The sequence below is a fragment of the Hyphomicrobium sp. genome (assembly GCF_035572195.1).
Lineage (GTDB): Bacteria > Pseudomonadota > Alphaproteobacteria > Rhizobiales > Hyphomicrobiaceae > Hyphomicrobium_B.
Map to the genome: position 1 here is coordinate 1 of NZ_DATNBA010000126.1, position 17605 is coordinate 17605.

Genomic DNA, 17605 nt, shown 5'->3' on the forward strand with positions numbered 1-17605 from the left:
AAGGGTCCAACGACATCTACTTCGAAGGCGGCGATCATCGCACGCTCGTGCACCTGACCGGCGGCAACTTTCAGCATCTGATGCAAGACGTTCCTCATGCGCATATCGGCGCGCGCAATCGCGGATGATGCTTGGATAAACCGGCGAAGGCTTAGTGCTGATTTCTCGATGCTTCGAGGCCGGAACAGGGTGGCCTCCGTTGTGCAATCGAGCGGCGCCAAGAGCAGCGTCCAGTAGTCGCTGACATTTTCATCGCCCGTGTGATCGGGCAAATTTCGATCGCTTCCTGTCCAACAAATCCTTACGCGCAATCATCTGGAAGCTTCACGGCGCCGGCAGACCGATGCCGAGATTCGAACGCAACATCCGCAGCTCTGCTTTGTGTTGCGTCGCGACGGCGTGCATTTTGTCGCGCTCCTACTTCGGGTATGGCCGCGCTTGTTTTTTGAAATAGTTCCAAAGACCGAAATATTCTTGACTCTTTTTGTGGCGTTGGCTCTACCTGATGTTGGACCTGATCTCGGGACCTTGAATCCTGACCTATTAGGAGTCGTTATGACCTTCTTATCGAACCACCGTTCGGTTGCCTTTCTCCGTGCCACTGTCACCTCTCTCTTCACCGCGGTCTTTGCGCTCGTTGGCGCGTACAGTCTGGTCGGCAGCGCTGCAGCCACCGACGAAATGATCGTTGAAATCACGATCAAGGATCACAAATTCGAGCCCTCGGCGCTGAAGCTTCCTGCTGCAAAGCACATCAAGCTGTCGGTCAAGAACCTCGATGCTTCGGCTGAAGAATTCGAGAGCAAGGATCTCGGCATCGAGAAAGTCATCGCCGGAAACAGCGATGCTATGATCCGTGTGAAGCCGCTCACCGCCGGCACGTACATCTTCTACGGCGAATATCACGAAGACACCGCCAAGGGTCACATCGTAGTGGAGTGAGGGCCAATGCTTGCCGCACTCGTCATCGTTTTCCGCGAAGTTCTCGAAGCTGGCCTGATTGTCGGTGTGGTTCTTGCGGCGTCGCGCGGGGTCACGGGCCGTAACAGTGCCGTGGGTCTCGGCATCCTGGCCGGCATCGCAGGCTCGGTCATCGTCGCGTTGTTTGCGTCGCGCATCTCGGATGCGTTCGACGGACGCGGGCAAGAACTCTTCATCGCGGCGATCTTGCTGTTCGCCGTCCTAATGCTGGCTTGGCACGTCGTCTGGATGGCAGAGCATGCGCGCGAGATGACGCTGCAATTGCGCAAGCTCGGAAGCGATGTTGCGGCTGGTTCGCAATCACTGTTTGCTCTAGGCGCTGCCGTCGCCGTCGCCGTCATGCGTGAGGGCAGCGAGGTCGTGCTATTCCTGACCGGAATCGTCATGCAGGGCAAAGACACGGGTGGTGAACTGCTCATCGGCTCGCTGGGCGGACTCGTGCTTGGGGCTGCCGTGTCGCTGATCCTTTATTTCGGACTAGCGGCTATTCCGTTGAAGCGCATGTTCTCAGTTACCGGCGTTCTGGTCACGCTTTTGGCCGCAGGTCTCGCGGCCTCGGCCGTGCAGCAATTGTCGAACGCCGGCGTGCTGAACGTTCTCGACACCCGTCTCTGGGATACGTCTTGGATTCTCTCCGTATCGAGCTGGCCCGGCCGCATCCTTCACGTTCTGATCGGTTACATGGATCAGCCAACGGGCATGCAGTTGATTGCCTACGCGGTGACGGCCGGTAGCATTTTCGGCTTGGTCTATTTGCGCCGTGCCCCCGTCGAACATGCAAGGATGTCGCGCGCCTAGGCGATGTGCAGAGCCTAAATCTCGGCGCGTAATGCCGACGGCAAGCCTTACTCCGCTGTCGCGAAGCGGACGCTTTTGGTCATCCGAATTTTCGCTGTTGATTTGCGACTTATCTCGAGCAAGTTGCAATCCACGCTTGCGTTCTGCAGGCAGCCGCAACACAAATTGAAAAGGAAATGTGACACCGGCAAAGAGAAGTTGCCAGGAGCTACGCATGGGCAACGACAGGCCACGCAGGCGACGCAATTCCTTTTCCGCGATGCCGGCGGATTTGCCCGACGCTAGACCGCTCCAGTCCGCGACCGTGCCGCAGCGTGACGCGACATCTTCCAACAACCTCATATCCCATCTTGTTGCTGATCGGCTGGTTGTCATCGCGGGCACGCGGAATGCCGCGATCGGACGATCGCTCAAGGCGGCCGGCGCGCGCGGAATTCTCCATCTCGGCATTGACGCCGAAACAGCAGCTTTAGAAGGTTTCCACGCAGGCCCTTACGAAGGTTCGGCTAGCGTCGGCGCCAACAACTGCACGGTCGCGCTGCTTGCCGGACATAGCGCATTGGCGCTGCGATCGCGACAATTCTTCCAAGGCTTCGAGACGATCCTCCTGCCATTGAGCCTTGCGCTTGTCGCGGGTTCAGCGGGCTTTGCCCGATATACTTTCCGTCGGAAGCTCACATACGAAGGTCTGACGGGTATCGACGGCTTGGCGTGGCCGGTCGTCGTCTTTCGCAACCGCCTGTTTGCGTCTCGTCCCCGAACCCGCATTCATGCCCCGGCTCGCTACAACTCGAAGGAGATCCTGAAATCTCTTGCCGATCTCGACGCCGTTGTCCTGCGCGGCGTTGAGGCTGCGGAGGCGGGTTCGCCCGTGCCGGAGCTCGATGTTCTCGCCGAGGGCGCGGCCGCTGACCAGATCGAGGCCGGCTTTGCCGGTGAGCCGGCAACCGTCCCGATCGATCTCTATAGCGACGATGGCAGCGGCGGCCGGACGTTCAAACTTGTTTCCCTTTTTCCGCCCGCGATGGCGGCTGAAATGATCAGGACTGCGATTGTTCGACCGAGCGGCATTAAAGTGCCGTCGGATGACTGGCGCTTCGTTTCGTGTGCATTCGAACTGCTCTTCCACAAGTCCGACCGGGTCGCTCCAGGTACTGAGCGTCTCGACGATAGAACGTTCGCGACGTCGGACGATGTGCGCGAGCTTCGCCGCTTGGCAAAGTTGGCGGGGGCTCCTGCGCCGACGACGTTCTCGGACATCGAAACGTTGCTGCGTGCGCGGGGCGTATTCCCGGAAATCGATAGCATCGGCTTTTTCAGCGCAGACAATGCGTTTCTCTCGACCCGCTATCGGAGCCATGCGCAAAGTCTGGCGCCGGGCCTCGCCGTATTTCTCGTGCGGGATTTCGGCCTCGGTGACCAATTCGTGCGCGAGGTGCACGACAACCTGAGACGGCGCGGATTTTCGATCCTCTACGAAAAGTCCGTTGACCCAACGCGCGATCGCGACGCCGTCAGCCGTATGCGCGGCGGTAACTGGCTCGACCCCATGTCGAAGTCAGGCAAGGCACCGCCGATCCATGTCTTCGTCTGCTTCGATCGCGAGCCCCAGACGCCGCCTGCGCGTGAGCGCAAACGTTATCCGCGGCTCGACAATGCGCGGACGTTGTTGAAAGCCGATCTTCGCGGCGCCGCTGCAGCGAATGCAGGCGTACGTTATCTCAACGCCGTGCACACGACCGACAACAGCGCCGAAGCGGAAGGCTACATCGTCGCGCTAGGTATCGGCGATGAACCGGCAGTTCGCGACTGCATTGCGCGTCTGCGGGAGCTGAAGCGGGCCTAAAGCCCGAGGTCGGATAGCCCCGGGTGATCGGCCGGGCGGGGCCCAAGTGGCCAATGGAACTTCCGGTCGCGCTCCGAAATCGGCAGATCGTTGATGCTCGAATAGCGAAGTTCCATCAGGCCGTCGGGACCGAATTCCCAGTTTTCGTTGCCGTAGGAGCGAAACCACTGACCGCTGTCGTCGTGCCATTCGTAGGCGTACCGGACGGCGATGCGGTTGTCGGTGAACGCCCACAGTTCCTTGATCAGCCGATAGTCGAGTTCCTTGGCCCACTTGCGCTGCAGAAATTCGACGATCTCTTTTCGGCCGATCGGAAATTCGGATCGATTGCGCCAGCGGCTTTGTTCTGCATAGCCGAGCGACACACGCTCGGGATCGCGCCTGTTCCAGGCGTCTTCCGCCATCCGAACCTTCTGAGCGGCCGTCTCGCGCGTAAATGGCGGCAGCGGTGGTCGTGTCTCTGACATGAGCGAATCCTTAACTTGCATTTCAAGAAGCTGCTACTTGACCAGTCGCGCGAACGCCACGACGGTTCAAGTCAAATCGCAACCGGCTGTCTGACGCCGATCGAGGGAGTTACCGCCATGTACGACATTGCCAAGCTCGCGAACCTGCCGCAGCTGCGCAGCCTCGCGCCTACGACAATGGCAGCATTCGAGAATTTCGATCGGGCGGCGATGGCGCCCGGCGCCATACCGCGACGCTACAAGGAATTGATCGCACTCGGCGTGGCACTTGCGACGCAATGTCCCTATAGCCTCGAAGTGCATCGCACGAACGCCGAGAACGCCGGCGTGACGGAAGCGGAAATCGCCGAAGTCGTTTTTCTTGCAGCGACGATGCGGGCGACAGCTGCGATTGCCCACGGCACGCATCTGGTTGGTGCGCGCAAGCCGGCTCGCTAGCGGATAGCGATGCGAGCGTATGTATTTTGGGTGGATGTCCAGCCCGGCCTGAATAGCTACAGCGCGCCGTAGAGTTTAAGCGCGATCGCGACGAGGCTCAGTGCGGCAATCCAGAGCGCAACGTCGGTGGCGCGATTGCGTTTCGAGCCTGACGCGATTTTTTCTCGCGTTTCATCGTCGAGCCTGACGCCCGAGCGCGCCATTTCGGCGAGACCGAGGATGGCTTGCTCGGCTTTTTGCAGCAGTCCCGGCGTTCGGAGCAGCACGTCGCCGATCGCCGCGGCGCCGCGTCCGGTTTCCTGCAAACGCCCGAGGAGAGACAGATTGTTATCGATCCACTCGCGCGCCACGGGTTCAGCGGCCGTCCACACGTTGATGCCGGGGTCAAGGTCGCGCGCCACGCCTTCGACGATGACCATGCTCTTTTGCAGCAGGATCAGTTCCGGCCGCGTCTGCATATCGAAGACATCGGTATAGGCGAAGAGCTGGCCGAGAAGGTCAGCCATCGAAATTTCTTCGGCGGTGCGACCGTGGATCGGTTCGCCGATGGCGCGCATCGCCTGTGCGAATTCCTCGACCTTGTGGTGCGGCGGCACGTAACCGGCTTCGAAGTGAATGACGGCGGCGCGATGATAGTCGCGCGTTATGAGGCCGTGCAGAATTTCGGCGAGAAAGCGCCGCTCGGCAAGTCCGAGCCGCCCCATGATGCCGAAGTCGACGGCGACGATGACGCCGGCGTCGTCGACGAACAGGTTTCCCTGATGCATGTCGGCATGGAAAAAACCGTCGCGCATGGCGTGGCGCAGGAAGGTGCGCAGAACGGCGAGGCCGAGCGCGTCGGTGTCGAAGCCTTTAGCTTTCAGCGCATTGACATGCGATATCGGCGTGCCGTCGATCCATTCGACGGTCAGGACGCGCTTCGCGGTCCGTTTCCAATCGACGTCCGGAACACGAAAGCCTTCGTCCTCTTTGATGTTGCCGGCCATCTCGGAGATCGCCGCCGCCTCGAGACGCAAATCCATCTCGAGTTCGGTCGTGTGCTTCAGGTTGTCGACGACCGCCACCGGCTTCAGCCGTCGCGCCGGTTCGTAATAGCGCTCGATCATGCGGGCCGCGAAGTAGTAGCTGTCGAGGTCGCGGCGAAAACGCTTTTCGATATTCGGACGCAGGATTTTGACGGCCACCGGCTTCTTGACGCCATCGACCATCACGTAGGCCTTATGGACTTGCGCGATCGAAGCGGCAGCGACGGGCGGTCCAAATTCGACGAAGTGATCTTCGAGCTTGCCGCCAAGCGCCCGCTCCACCGCTTCGCGCGCCTCGGCCATCGAGAACGGGTCGGCCTTGTCCTGCAGATGACGCAGGTCGGCTGACAGCTCCGAGCCGATGATATCGGCGCGCGTTGCGAGAAACTGACCGAGTTTGACGTAACTGGGCCCGAGTTCCGTCAGGGCCGTTGCGACGCGCGTCGCGGGCGGCTCGTCGGCGCGAAAGGGCGCGGCGATGAGCCGGATCGGCACCGTCGCGGCGCGCGCGATCCTGAGCGGCAGCGGCACGGGCACGCCCTTCGGAACGAAGCGGACACCATGCTGCGCTAGTACGAAGCCCGCTCGAGCGAGTCTGAAAGTATTGATGAAGGCTCCAGGCATATCCGCGATTTTGTGGTCCTAACTTTCGCGGGCGAGCCGCCGACTGGCCGCACATTGCCCCAGGGGGCGCTTTGGTCAAGCAAAGTCGGTTCGACGGGTAAAGACGGTTAAACGGGCTGCGCCATTGCGAGGCGGCGATCCGTGATCGCTCTACAACCCATCGCTCGACAACATAACGGCGCCCGTCGCTTTTCAGCGGGCGCCGTTGAATGCGATGAATTTGGTCTCAGGTTACTTCGTGCAGAAGGTCGCGCGACCGTGACACGTCACCATTCCGCCAGCTGGGCTGCAGCGATATTGCTTGTTTATGACCCGGTAGCCCGCAACGTCGCCGTTCGCGACGAAGCCTGGCCAGAGACCCCAGCTGACCGACTGCACCATCGTTTCAAGTGCAAACCACTTGGCGGAGTCCGCCGAACTCGACGTAGCAACCGCGCCCTTGGTGACGCAGCCCGCATTGGCAACGCCCGCCCCAAAGGCAAGCGCAGCGGCGACCGTCGCGCACATCAGTAATTTCGTTTTCATGACCCCATCTCCTTCGTTCGAAGAAGCCGCGGCTTCTCCATGCCCTTCCCTGGCGGAAGCTATGCCGCAGGCGGAGCGGGGGTCAATCGACCTGACAATACCGGCCGTTAAAACGCGTGGAAGTGTGGCCGATTAGATCTTCCAGCCGGTGTGGATCGCGGCAATGCCGCCGGTCAGATTGCGATAGCTGACGCGGCCGAATCCGGCGCCGCGAACGAGGCCGGCGAAGGCCTCCTGCTTTGGAAACCGGCGAATGCTCTCAACGAGATAGCGATACGGCTCGGCGGCTCCGGCGGTAAATTTGCCGAGTCGCGGGATAACCTCGAAAGAATGAAAATCGTAGAGCCTATCGAGGATCGGCACCTGGCATTCGGAAAATTCCAGGCAGAGAAACCGCCCGCCCGGCTTCAACACCCGGTAAGCCTCAGCCAAAGCCTTATCGATATGCGTCACATTCCGGATGCCGAAGGCGATCGTATAGGCATCGAAGCTACCGCTTTCAAAGGGTAACGCCTCGGCATTGCCTTCGACGCATGCGATGCGGTTCTGGAGACCGGCGGCGGAAATGCGGTTGCGGCCGACCTCGAGCATTTCGGGACTTATGTCGCATATTACGGCCGTGGCCTTGGGACCGCTGTCGCGCGCGTAACGGAGCGCAATGTCGCCGGTGCCGCCTGCAACGTCGAGCAACCTGAACGGCGTTTCGCCGCGCGGCGCATTGAGCATGGTGATGAGGTCGCGCTTCCACAGCCGGTGCAGGCCACCCGACATCAGGTCGTTCATCAAATCGTAGCGCCCGGCGACGGCGGCAAAGACCTGATTGACGAGACCTTGCCGCTCGGTTTCGGGGACGGCGCGAAAGCCGAACGATGTCGTGCTTTCGCAAGTGTTGTTGCGATCATGTTCCATGTCCCGCAGAATAGCCGCCCGCGTGGCGTCGCGCTATCGTCGGCTTGCCTTTAACGTCAATTGCCCGGCTCACTCGATGCCCGAACTTCCAGAAGTTGAAACCGTGCGGCGCGGCCTGGCGCCGGTACTCGTCGGCCGCCGCGTTACGGATCTCGAGGCGCGCCGGCCGGATCTGAGGTTCCCGTTGCCTGAGAAGTTCCGCGAACGGCTCGTGGGCCAGCAAATCGTGGCGCTCGACCGGCGCGCCAAATACCTGATCACGGCGCTGTCGGGCGGTGAAGACCTCGTCATGCATCTCGGCATGACGGGCCGTTTCACGATTTTGCGCGACGGCGTCCGTGAGACCCCTGGCGAATACGCTCACGATAGCGGCGCCAATCCGGTGCACGATCACGTCGTGCTGCACCTCTCCGACGGCACACGCATCGTCTACAACGACCCGCGCCGCTTCGGCTTCGTGATGATGATGGCGCACGCCGAACGCGAGGCGCACGCGCTTTTTCGCAACCTCGGCGTCGAGCCGCTCGGAAACCAACTGACGGCCGACTATCTGGCGTCGCGGGGGCGCGGCAAAAAGACCAACCTCAAGTCATTTCTGATGGACCAGCGCATCGTCGCGGGGCTCGGCAACATCTATGCTTCGGAGGCTCTCTATCGCGCCGGATTATCGCCGAACCGCAGCGCCAGCAGTCTCGCCGATCGGCGCGGCGCGCCGGCTGACAGAGCGACGCGCCTGGTCGCATCGATCAAGCAAGTTCTTCAGCACGCGATCGACGCTGGCGGATCGACGTTACGCGATTATCGAAACGTCAATGGTGCATCGGGCGCTTTCCAAAAATCGTTCGCTGTTTACGACCGCGCCGATTCCATATGCCTGAAGCCCGGGTGCGGCGGAAAAATACGCCGCACGTTGCACGCAGGGCGTGCGAGCTTTCATTGTCCGCGGTGTCAGCGCTGAACGCTTCGTCAGCGCGTTCGCCGCTCCGTCAGAACGGTGTAGCTTTTGATCATGATCATGCTCAGGCACATGATCGCGAAGCCGCCCGCGAGAAACAGTTGGTTGGCAGCCCAGTCGCCTTTCAACGATGAGAGTTTGCCCGATCCGATCAGCCATATTAGCCCGCAGGCGATCGCAACCGCCTGCAAAAATGCCAGGCGCACGGCGCGGGCTATTGCCGAGGGCGTCGCGAAACTGTCGTTCGGATCAGCGATGCGCCACAAATAAAAAACGTGAGCGAGTGCGATCAGCATCAAGGCCGAGCCGTATTCCCAGCCGTGCTGCCAGCGAACATGCGTTCCGATGTAGATCGCGTAGAACGCCAGCGCGCACCACAAGTAGGCGAGCATGATGAGTTGCGCGGTTTGCCGCAAGGCATGGCGCGGCGTCACGTCGGCAACGGCGGTTTCAGACGAGCGCCGCCAAAGGGGAGAATTCGTACGCACGGCCGCCACGACGAGGACGATGGCGAAGACCGCGGCGGCGAGCGCCGATTCAGCTTTGCGGATCGCGCCTGCGGCGAGCGTCATTGCGACAAGGGCCGCAGCAAGCGTCGTCAGCAACCAGGGGAGCGATGGGCGCAATGGCATGTCGGGGAGGGACCTCAGAAAGAAGCGGTTCTCCACTGCATCACACGCGCGCCGGAGATCGTAAAGCGTCGAGACTGATGGCGGCGATGGCCAGTGCACCAAAAAAGAAGATACTGCAGCCTGCCCAGTCGGCGTGGTTCACGGCGCGTGGAAATTTGCCGTCGACGAACAGGCTGATGATCCCAGCCGCCATCCCGACGATCTGCACTTGCACCAGAAGCCTGCCGAATTTGACGAGCGTATCGTCGCCGCGACCGGCGGCTGCATCGCGGTCGAGCATGCTCGCAAAGACGAAGCTCGCAATCGCGGCGAAGCCAAAGCCAATGAAAAACTGCCACCACTCGGGCCACCTCGCTTCGATGATCAGCAGATATGACGCCGCCACGGCCAGCGCTGCCCAGGCCCAGACGATGCCGAGATGGCGGGCGGTCGAGCTGGCAACGGCGCTGGTCGTGGCACCGGCGAACATCAAGCGCTGGCGATCGCGGATCGCCATGAAGGTCAGTGCGAGGCCGGCCACCCCAGCGACGGCCATGTGCAGCGGCGGTTGGTGTGCCGCCGCAGCCAGTACCGTGGCGCAGACGGCCGCCGCCACTGCCAACAACGATCCCATAAGCGATGACATCTCTCACGTTCTCCGTTGTCGCGGACACGGCCTAAATGGCCGTGCAGCAGGCTCGTGCGACGCTTAACAATCTCGATGGCACTTTTCCAGACGCGGCAAACGCAGAATTGCCATTTTGTTGGCTGTGGCTTCATTGACCGATCGACGACGGACGGCTATACCGCCCGCAAACCGTGCCTGGACAGATCGTCCGGCCCGAAAGTGCTTTCTTTCAACCAACGGCCTTGGTTCGCCCTTCAGGTGTGCTAGAGGCATTTTCAAACAGTACAAGGACCGTTTCATGGCTAACACGTCGTCGGCAAAGAAGGCCGCACGCCAGATGATCACCCGCACCGAAGTCAACAAGGGGCGGCGTACACGCGTGAAGTCCGAGGTCCGCAGCGTCGAAGAGGCGATCAAGTCCGGCGATCGTAGCAAGGCCGAAGCCGCGCTCAAATCCGCGGAACCCATTCTGGTGCGCAATGCTCAGAAGGGAATGATGCACAAGAAAACGGCGAGCCGGAAAGTTTCGAGACTCGCAAAGCGTGTCAAGGCTATGTCTGCATGACGCGATTGTGATCGACGGGAGGCAATTTTTCTCCCTGTTGCACGTTCGGCACAGTAATCAGCGGGCCCCATTTGGGGCCCGTTACTTTTTGAACGCAGGTAAACCGCTGGAATCGCGCATTGCGGACGCGCAAACTTAAACGTCCGATCAATTTTGCGCGGCTCGCTGAGATCGGCAACCAAGAATAAAATGACGAATGCATGACGTTTGCGGCAGTCTCTGAACGAGACTAAGCGCGTGGCGGAAACGCGAACGGAGTCAGGAGTGTTGTGCACAGAAACGATGAACTCGCTTCGGCTTTTCCACTGCCCTGTGGACAACTTTCCAAGCGCGCTCTCGAAGCGTTTAGGCGATCGAGGTGCTTGTCGAGAAACTGGTTAACCGTTAGTTAGTGAGTGTGAGCGGCAGCGGGGTAAGGCGATCGTTCACTTCTGCAAGTTGACGTGCGTGGATACCGGGGTTCTGAAGCAAGATTTGGTATCCCGGATACGTTGTCAAAAATAGATAAAGACCTGCATTTCGTCTTCGGACTGTTGCGGCAGTACGCTGATGATTTGTGCATCTTCAGTAATCCTGAGGAAGTCCAGTGCGGGTCTTTATCAACATTGCGTAAACACGTGTGAGGGCTCGTGGGCAATACTGATGCCGACCGCGTCGAGGACGTTCCCGTCCTGGAAACGTGGAAGCGTCTCAGGGGCGATCCGAAAGCAGTTTTGGTAGATGTTCGCACGCGCGCCGAATGGGCGTTCGTGGGCGTTCCCGATCTTTCCAAGCTTGGTCGGAACGTTCTGCTCATCGAGTGGCAATCGTTTCCCGACAATCGGGTCGCCACCGATTTTGCGAACAGACTAGAGGCGGAGTTGACGGCAAGAGGAGTTGAGAAGACCGACGAGATTTTTTTCATTTGCCGCTCAGGCGGTCGCAGCCGGATGGCTGCAGAAGTGATGGCGGCGGCGGGTTACAGCCATTGCCAGAACGTGGCGGACGGCTTCGAAGGGCCAATGGATGCCGACCGTCACCGCGGTCAGATTGCGGGTTGGAAATTTGAGGGTCTCGATTGGGTGCAGGGCTAGCATCCGGATTTTTTGAAGGACACGAGAAGACGGTGCATCGTCGGCCAGAGGGTTAGCGGACATGCAGCGAGTAATGGGGACGTTTGAGACATTCGTCTCAAGTCGGGCGTCCCGAGTAATTAGCGGGGAGTAATGACGATGCAGGCGGCTACGAAGGCACAGGTTCCGGGTATTGGCGAAAATGGAGCGGTTCTAGCAGAAACCGCGTCGGCAGCGGTTGAGGGCCGCGGCCAGAAAGTTCGCGCCATGTTGAAGGCCCGGCTCGGCGATGAGATCTATTCGAGCTGGTTCAAGAGCCTGGAATTCGAGAGCTTCGATGGGCGCATCGTCAAGGTCTCGGTGCCCGTAAAATTCGTGCGCAACTGGATTCAGGAACACTACGCCGACCATCTGCTGGCTTGTTCGCGCATCGAGTTCACGTCGGCGGAGCGCGTCGATGTGATCTGGCGTCAGCCGGGTTCAGCGGCGCAGCGTGCCGGCGAGGCGCGGGCGGTGGAAACGACGGCCGCCGGTGCTCAGCTGGCGCCGACCTCGCCGCAGGCAGAATCGCCGCAGCGTAACATCGGTTTTCGCGTCCCGGCTCCACCGGCGCAGCGCACGTCCGCGGGCGGCCTTGAAGGTTCGCCACTTGATCCGCGCTACACATTCGACAGCTTCGTCGTCGGCGCCTCGAACCGCATGGCGCACGCCGGTGCGACGCAGGTTGCGGAAACGGTGATGACGGACGCGCCCGGCTACAATCCGCTGTATCTCCATTCCGCCGTCGGTCTCGGCAAAAGTCATCTGCTGCAGGCGATTGCCTGGGAGGTCAAACGGCGCTCTCCGACGGCCCAGGTGCTTTATCTGACGGCCGAACGTTTCCGCTATCAGTTCGTCGAGGCGCTGCGCTCGTCCGATCCGCTCGCATTCAAAGAGCGTTTCCGCAACATCCACATGCTGCTGATCGACGACCTCGAGTTCCTGCAGGGTGAGCGGACCGAACAAGAGTTCGATCACATCATCAATGCGCTCCTCGATGGCGGCAAGCAGGTCGTCGTCGCGTCGGCGCGGGCGCCCAACCAGATCGAACGACTCAACGAGCGCATGCGTTCGCGTCTGCAACGCGGCCTCGTGACGGAACTTCAGCCGCTCGACCACGAATTGCGTCTGAAGGTTCTCGAGAAGCGCTTGGCCGAGAAACGCGCCACCGATCCATCGTTCGCGCTTTCGCGCGACGTGATCGAGCTATTGGCGCTGAGGCTGACGGAAAACGGCCGCGAGCTAGAAGGGGCGGTCACCCGGCTCTATGCGACGTGGCAGTACATGCGCACGCCGATCACACTCGACATCGCGGAAACGGTGATCCGCGATCTCGTCCAGAATCTCGAACCGCGGCGCATCAAGATCGAAGACATCCTGCGCATCATTTCGCGCCACTACGGCGTCTCGAAGGGTGATCTACTGTCTCAACGCCGTCATCGTTCTGTCGTCTGGCCGCGCCAGATCGGCATGTACTTGGCGAAGCATTTGACGGCGCGCTCGCTGCCTGAGATCGGCAGGCGCTTCGGCGGCCGCGATCACACGACGGTGCTGCACGCCATTCGCAAGATCGAGGGTGAAATCACGAAGAATCCGCACCTCGAAGGCGAACTCGAGGAGCTGAAACGGCTCCTCAATCACTAATCCGAACCCGACCCGTCCACGTCCTGATATGGCAAGAGGCCGGCGTTCCGCTTCCTGGAACGCCGGCTTTGCCGTCTCGGCCGGGCAAGACGTGGCGTCATGCGGGGCGCAGCAGCCGTTTCGCCGGATGGCGTTACATCTTTGCTTGAAAAGTTGCCGCCATTCGGCTCTGATCCGGGTCCACGTGCGATTCCGCTACGGAACGCGCGCGGAGCCAGCCATTCTCATTTCGCGCGTGATCGCTCGGGCGTGTCACAGCCGCCCCCTCCACGCGCTCTCCGAAATCAAGATTGAGGACAGACATGCGTCTCGAGATTGAACGTGGTGAACTCTTGAAGGCGTTGAGCCACGTGACCAGCGTCGTCGAGCGCCGGACTACCATTCCGATTTTGTCGAACGTCATGTTGAAGGCGTCGGGCGAAACGCTGACGTTCAAGGCGACCGATCTCGAACGTGAAGTCAGCGAGAGCGTCGCGGCGAAGGTGACGACGCCCGGCACGCTGACGGTTCCGGCACATGTGCTGCACGACATCGTGCGCAAACTGCCTGAGGGCGCCCAGATCGAAATGAAGCGCGAAGGCGACAAGGAGCGTCTGACGATCACGTCGGGAAATTCGCGCTTCAGCCTGCAGACGCTTTCGGCGGAGGACTTTCCGGATTTGACGGTCGGTGAGATCGGCCACGAATTCACGATGGAGGCCGGCGATCTGAAACGTCTCATCGACAAGACACGCTTTGCGATCTCGACGGAGGAGACGCGCTATTACCTCAACGGCATTTATTTGCATCCGGCCGAGAGCGGCAAGACGAAGACGTTGCGCGCAGTCGCGACTGACGGACATCGCTTGGCGCAGGTTGAGCTGCCGCGGCCGAAGGGTGCCGACGGCATGCCCGGCGTCATCGTGCCAAGGAAGACGGTGCACGAGCTGACGCGGTTGATCGAAGTCCCGAGCGGCCAAGTGAAGGTTGGCGTGTCGCAGACGAAGGTGCGTTTCGAGATCGGGCCCGTCGTGCTGACGTCGAAACTGATCGACGGAACTTTCCCGGATTACGGCCGCGTCATTCCCCACAACAACGACAAGGAAATGAAGGTGCCGAACGCGTCGTTCAAAAGTGCCGTCGATCGCGTGTCGACGATCGCCAGCGAACGCGGGCGCGCGGTGAAGCTCAACGTTTCAAACGACAAGCTGATCCTGACCGTGAACAATCCGGAAGGCGGCAGCGCGACGGAAGAGATTGCGGTCGGCTACGGCGCTGGGCCGCTCGAGATCGGCTTCAATGCGCGCTATCTGCTCGATATCGCCGAACAGCTCGAAAGCGAAGATGCGCGCTTTCTCTTGGCTGATCCGGGTTCCCCGACGATGGTCCGCGATGGCGGAGACGGCAGCGCGCTTTACGTGCTGATGCCGATGCGGGTTTAGTTCTGGTCGTCATCCTCGACCGCATGAGTGCGCGAGTGCGTTCGGGAATCCAGCGTCAGACTCGTCGGAGGCATCTTGTTTTTGGGCCTTCGGCGCTTCTTGCGCTGGATCCCCGGCCTTCGACGCGCAAGTTCAACGCGCGCTCGGCCGAGGATGACGGGCATCTCCAACTCTAACGTCGGCGCGGATTGATCAGGGATCATGGTTTCCGGACTTTGGGTCGAGCGGCTGGGGCTGACGAATTTCCGTAGTTATGCCTCGGCGAGCGTCGAAACCGATGCCGGCCCGCAGGTGATTGCCGGTGCCAACGGCTCGGGTAAAACCAATCTTCTCGAGGCGTTGTCGTTACTGGCGCCCGGGCAAGGGTTGCGGCGCGTTCCGTTCAATGATCTGGCGCGCTCGTGTGGCGACGGCAGCTTTGCGGTCTCGTCGCGGGCTCACACGCTCGCCGGCGCCGCGGATATCGGCACGGGGCTCGCAGCCGGTGCAGGTGCAGGAGAACGTGCCGGCAGGGTCGTCAGGATCGACGGCACGACGCAATCAGGCTCGGGCGTGCTGGCGGATTATCTCGAGATCGTCTGGGTCACGCCAGCAATGGACGGATTGTTCACGGGTCCCGCGTCAGAGCGGCGGCGTTTTCTCGATCGTCTGATCCTCTGCTTCGATCCCGCCTATCGCACAATCGCCGGCCGCTTCGAACGGGCGATGACGAGCCGCAACCGGCTTCTCGCGGATGGCGTTCGCGACAACGCGCAACTCTCGGGCTTCGAGCGGGTCATGGCCGAGACCGGTATTGCCGTTGCGGCGGCGCGTCTCGAAGCCGTCGCCGCGATGGCGGCAATCGTCGACAAGCGGCGCGCGCGCGATCCGAATTCCGCATTTCCGTGGTCATCGTTCCAGCTCGAAGGGCGCATCGAAGACGATCTGCAGCGCCTTTCCGCGGTCGAGGCTGAAGACGCTTACGCGCGAACGCTCAGCGACATGCGTGAGCGCGATCGCGCGGCGGCGCGAACTCTCGACGGTCCGCACCGATCCGACCTCGTCGTCGCGCATGGACCGAAGGCGCTCGCAGCGCGCCACTGTTCGACTGGCGAACAGAAGGCGCTACTGCTGGGCCTGGTTCTGGCGCATGCGGAGCTGCTGACGGAACGGCAAGAGGGCGCCAGCCCGATCCTGCTTCTCGATGAAATTACCGCTCATCTCGATGCCGACCGGCGGGCGGCGCTGTTCGCCGAAATCCTGCGTCTCAGCGCCCAAGCGTGGATGACGGGAACCGATGAAGAAGCCTTCAACGGGCTCTCCGGAAGGGCCCGATTCTGGCGTGTCGAAGAGGGCAGAATAACGTTCCAAGCATAGGCCCCCGAATAGAGACAAACGGTCACACTCAACGCGCTGAAATAATTGCATTTTTTGAAATTCGTTTGCGCTGAATTTATGCGGCGTTCGGGAGCGTTTTGTGCTATAAAATAAGCATTGAATTCCGTCCTCAACGAAAGCCAGAAATGAACGCCCAACCGCTGAAGAAAACACCGGCGCCGGACGACTACGGCGCCGACAGCATCAAGATGCTGAAGGGGCTCGACGCGGTCCGCAAACGCCCCGGCATGTACATTGGCGACACCGACGATGGGTCGGGTCTGCACCACATGATCTACGAGGTCGTGGACAACGCCGTCGACGAAATTTTGGCCGGCCATGCGAACGCATGTCAGGTGACGTTGAACCCCGACGGCTCGTGCACGGTGCGCGACGACGGTCGCGGTATTCCAGTCGGCATCAAAACCGACGACGATCAGGTGCCGCAGCGCTCGGCCGCCGAAATCGTTTTTACCGAGCTGCATGCGGGCGGCAAGTTCGACCAGAATTCGTACAAGGTTTCGGGCGGCCTGCACGGCGTCGGCGTGTCGGTCGTCAACGCTCTGTCGAGCTGGCTCAAGTGCCGGATCTGGCGCCTTGGCAAAGAACATTTCATCGAGTTTCGCGACGGCGTTGCCGTTGCTCCGCTGAGAGTCGTCGGCGACGGCCACGGCGAGCGCGGCACCGAAGTGTCATTCCTGCCGAGCACCGAGACGTTTCACAATGTCATGGAATTTGATTATGCGACGCTCGAGCATCGGCTTCGCGAGCTGGCGTTTTTGAACTCCGGCGCGAAAATTCTTCTGACCGATGCGCGTCACGCCGACATCAAGCGCGAAGAGTTCATGTACGAGGGCGGCACCGCGGCCTTCGTGCGCTATCTCGACCGTTCGAAGTCGTCGGCCCTGCCTGATCCGATCATGATCCGCGGCGAGAGGGACGGCATCAATGTCGAGGTCGCTCTGTGGTGGAACGATAGCTACCACGAGACGGTGCTGTGCTTCACGAACAACATTCCGCAGCGCGACGGCGGCACGCATCTCGCGGGCTTTCGCGGTGCGCTGACACGTATCGTCAATAAATATGCGGAAGAAAGCGGCCTTGCGAAAAAGGAAAAAGTCGCGCTTTCCGGCGACGATGCGCGCGAAGGTTTGACGTGCGTACTCTCCGTCAAGGTGCCCGATCCGAAGTTTTCTTCGCAGACGAAAGACAAGCTCGTTTCGTCGGAAGTGAAGCCGGTCGTCGAGTCGACGGTTGGCGATCAGCTCGGCGCCTGGTTCGAAGAGCATCCCAAGGAAGCCAAGGTTATCGTCGGCAAGATCGTCGAAGCGGCGCTCGCCCGCGAGGCAGCGCGCAAAGCGCGTGACTTAACTCGGCGCAAGGGTGCTCTCGATGGTTTGCGCCTGCCGGGCGGCCTCGCAGAGTGCCAGGATCGCGACGCTTCGAAGACTGAGCTATTCATCGTCGAAGGCGATTCAGCCGGCGGCTCGGCGAAGCAGGGCCGCAAGCGCGAGTTCCAGGCCGTCTTGCCGATACGCGGCAAAATCTTGAACGTCGAGCGGGCGCGTACCGACAAGATGCTGTCGTCGGAACAGGTGACGAATATCATCGCGGCGCTTGGCACCGGCATCGGGCGGGATGAATTCAAGGTCGAGAAGCTGCGTTACCACAAGGTCATCATCATGACCGACGCCGACGTCGACGGCGCCCATATCCGCACC

The 17605-nt window shown here is 60.9% G+C and carries 17 protein-coding genes and 1 pseudogene; 12 read left to right on the forward strand and 6 right to left on the reverse strand.

Annotation, left to right across the window (positions count from 1 at the left end; genetic code table 11):
• The 4 genes and pseudogenes from VN623_RS13645 to VN623_RS10455 all read left to right on the forward strand — a co-directional run.
• Nucleotides 1–128 (forward strand): annotated as a pseudogene (locus VN623_RS13645) (aminoacyl-tRNA deacylase); the annotation flags it as partial.
• 427 nt (nucleotides 129–555) lie between these two features.
• Nucleotides 556–942, forward strand: coding sequence for a cupredoxin domain-containing protein (locus VN623_RS10445; protein ID WP_325570800.1), 387 nt, complete (start codon nucleotides 556–558; stop codon nucleotides 940–942).
• A 6-nt stretch (nucleotides 943–948) separates the two neighbouring features.
• The gene (locus VN623_RS10450) at nucleotides 949–1779 is read left to right on the forward strand and encodes an FTR1 family iron permease (protein WP_325570802.1); all 831 of its coding nucleotides are present in this window, start codon (nucleotides 949–951) and stop codon (nucleotides 1777–1779) included.
• 214 nt (nucleotides 1780–1993) lie between these two features.
• Nucleotides 1994–3625: a hypothetical protein gene (locus VN623_RS10455; protein ID WP_325570804.1), complete on the forward strand. Its 1632-nt coding sequence runs from the start codon at nucleotides 1994–1996 to the stop codon at nucleotides 3623–3625.
• Here VN623_RS10455 and VN623_RS10460 read toward each other — a convergent pair.
• The gene (locus tag VN623_RS10460; protein ID WP_325570806.1) at nucleotides 3622–4092 is read right to left on the reverse strand and encodes a nuclear transport factor 2 family protein; all 471 of its coding nucleotides are present in this window, start codon (nucleotides 4090–4092) and stop codon (nucleotides 3622–3624) included. The two genes, VN623_RS10455 and VN623_RS10460, sit on opposite strands and share 4 nt — an antisense overlap.
• A gap of 15 nt (nucleotides 4093–4107) precedes the next feature.
• Here VN623_RS10460 and VN623_RS10465 point away from each other — a divergent pair, with 15 nt between their 5' ends.
• Nucleotides 4108–4530 carry a carboxymuconolactone decarboxylase family protein gene (locus VN623_RS10465; protein ID WP_325570808.1) on the forward strand — a complete coding sequence of 141 codons (423 nt, stop codon included), beginning with the start codon at nucleotides 4108–4110 and terminating at the stop codon, nucleotides 4528–4530.
• Nucleotides 4531–4586: 56 nt separating this feature from the next.
• On the opposite strand, the gene ubiB is transcribed toward VN623_RS10465, so the two are convergent.
• The 3 genes from ubiB to ubiE all read right to left on the reverse strand — a co-directional run bounded on the left by ubiB (nucleotide 4587) and on the right by ubiE (nucleotide 7613).
• Nucleotides 4587–6179 (reverse strand): 2-polyprenylphenol 6-hydroxylase, encoded by a 1593-nt coding sequence (gene ubiB / locus VN623_RS10470; protein ID WP_325570810.1) that lies wholly within the window; start codon nucleotides 6177–6179, stop codon nucleotides 4587–4589.
• A gap of 231 nt (nucleotides 6180–6410) precedes the next feature.
• Nucleotides 6411–6704, reverse strand: coding sequence for a hypothetical protein (locus tag VN623_RS10475; RefSeq protein ID WP_325570812.1), 294 nt, complete (start codon nucleotides 6702–6704; stop codon nucleotides 6411–6413).
• Nucleotides 6705–6836: 132 nt separating this feature from the next.
• On the reverse strand, nucleotides 6837–7613 hold the full coding sequence (ubiE, locus tag VN623_RS10480; RefSeq protein ID WP_325570814.1) for a bifunctional demethylmenaquinone methyltransferase/2-methoxy-6-polyprenyl-1,4-benzoquinol methylase UbiE: 777 nt from the start codon (nucleotides 7611–7613) through the stop codon (nucleotides 6837–6839).
• A 76-nt stretch (nucleotides 7614–7689) separates the two neighbouring features.
• Between ubiE and mutM the strand changes: the two genes are divergently transcribed.
• Nucleotides 7690–8571, forward strand: coding sequence for a bifunctional DNA-formamidopyrimidine glycosylase/DNA-(apurinic or apyrimidinic site) lyase (gene mutM, locus VN623_RS10485; RefSeq protein WP_325570831.1), 882 nt, complete (start codon nucleotides 7690–7692; stop codon nucleotides 8569–8571).
• Nucleotides 8572–8579: 8 nt separating this feature from the next.
• Here mutM and VN623_RS10490 read toward each other — a convergent pair whose 3' ends face one another.
• Both VN623_RS10490 and VN623_RS10495 read right to left on the reverse strand, forming a co-directional pair.
• Complete coding sequence (locus VN623_RS10490) at nucleotides 8580–9200, reverse strand: hypothetical protein (protein ID WP_325570816.1); 621 nt, start codon at nucleotides 9198–9200, stop codon at nucleotides 8580–8582.
• A 40-nt stretch (nucleotides 9201–9240) separates the two neighbouring features.
• Nucleotides 9241–9825: a hypothetical protein gene (locus tag VN623_RS10495; protein ID WP_325570817.1), complete on the reverse strand. Its 585-nt coding sequence runs from the start codon at nucleotides 9823–9825 to the stop codon at nucleotides 9241–9243.
• A 280-nt stretch (nucleotides 9826–10105) separates the two neighbouring features.
• Here VN623_RS10495 and rpsT point away from each other — a divergent pair, with 280 nt between their 5' ends.
• The 6 genes from rpsT to VN623_RS10525 all read left to right on the forward strand — a co-directional run.
• Nucleotides 10106–10372 (forward strand): 30S ribosomal protein S20, encoded by a 267-nt coding sequence (gene rpsT / locus VN623_RS10500; protein WP_325570819.1) that lies wholly within the window; start codon nucleotides 10106–10108, stop codon nucleotides 10370–10372.
• Nucleotides 10373–11001: 629 nt separating this feature from the next.
• A complete protein-coding gene (locus VN623_RS10505) occupies nucleotides 11002–11445 on the forward strand; it encodes a rhodanese-like domain-containing protein (RefSeq protein ID WP_325570821.1) in 444 nt (147 codons plus the stop codon).
• 246 nt (nucleotides 11446–11691) lie between these two features.
• Nucleotides 11692–13107 (forward strand): chromosomal replication initiator protein DnaA, encoded by a 1416-nt coding sequence (gene dnaA / locus VN623_RS10510; RefSeq protein ID WP_414653202.1) that lies wholly within the window; start codon nucleotides 11692–11694, stop codon nucleotides 13105–13107.
• Between the two features lie 302 nt (nucleotides 13108–13409).
• Complete coding sequence (gene dnaN / locus VN623_RS10515; RefSeq protein WP_325570825.1) at nucleotides 13410–14528, forward strand: DNA polymerase III subunit beta; 1119 nt, start codon at nucleotides 13410–13412, stop codon at nucleotides 14526–14528.
• Nucleotides 14529–14729: 201 nt separating this feature from the next.
• Complete coding sequence (recF, locus tag VN623_RS10520) at nucleotides 14730–15884, forward strand: DNA replication/repair protein RecF (RefSeq protein WP_325570827.1); 1155 nt, start codon at nucleotides 14730–14732, stop codon at nucleotides 15882–15884.
• Between the two features lie 146 nt (nucleotides 15885–16030).
• The coding region (locus VN623_RS10525; protein ID WP_325570829.1) for a DNA gyrase subunit B at nucleotides 16031–17605 on the forward strand (1575 nt) is incomplete at its 3' end.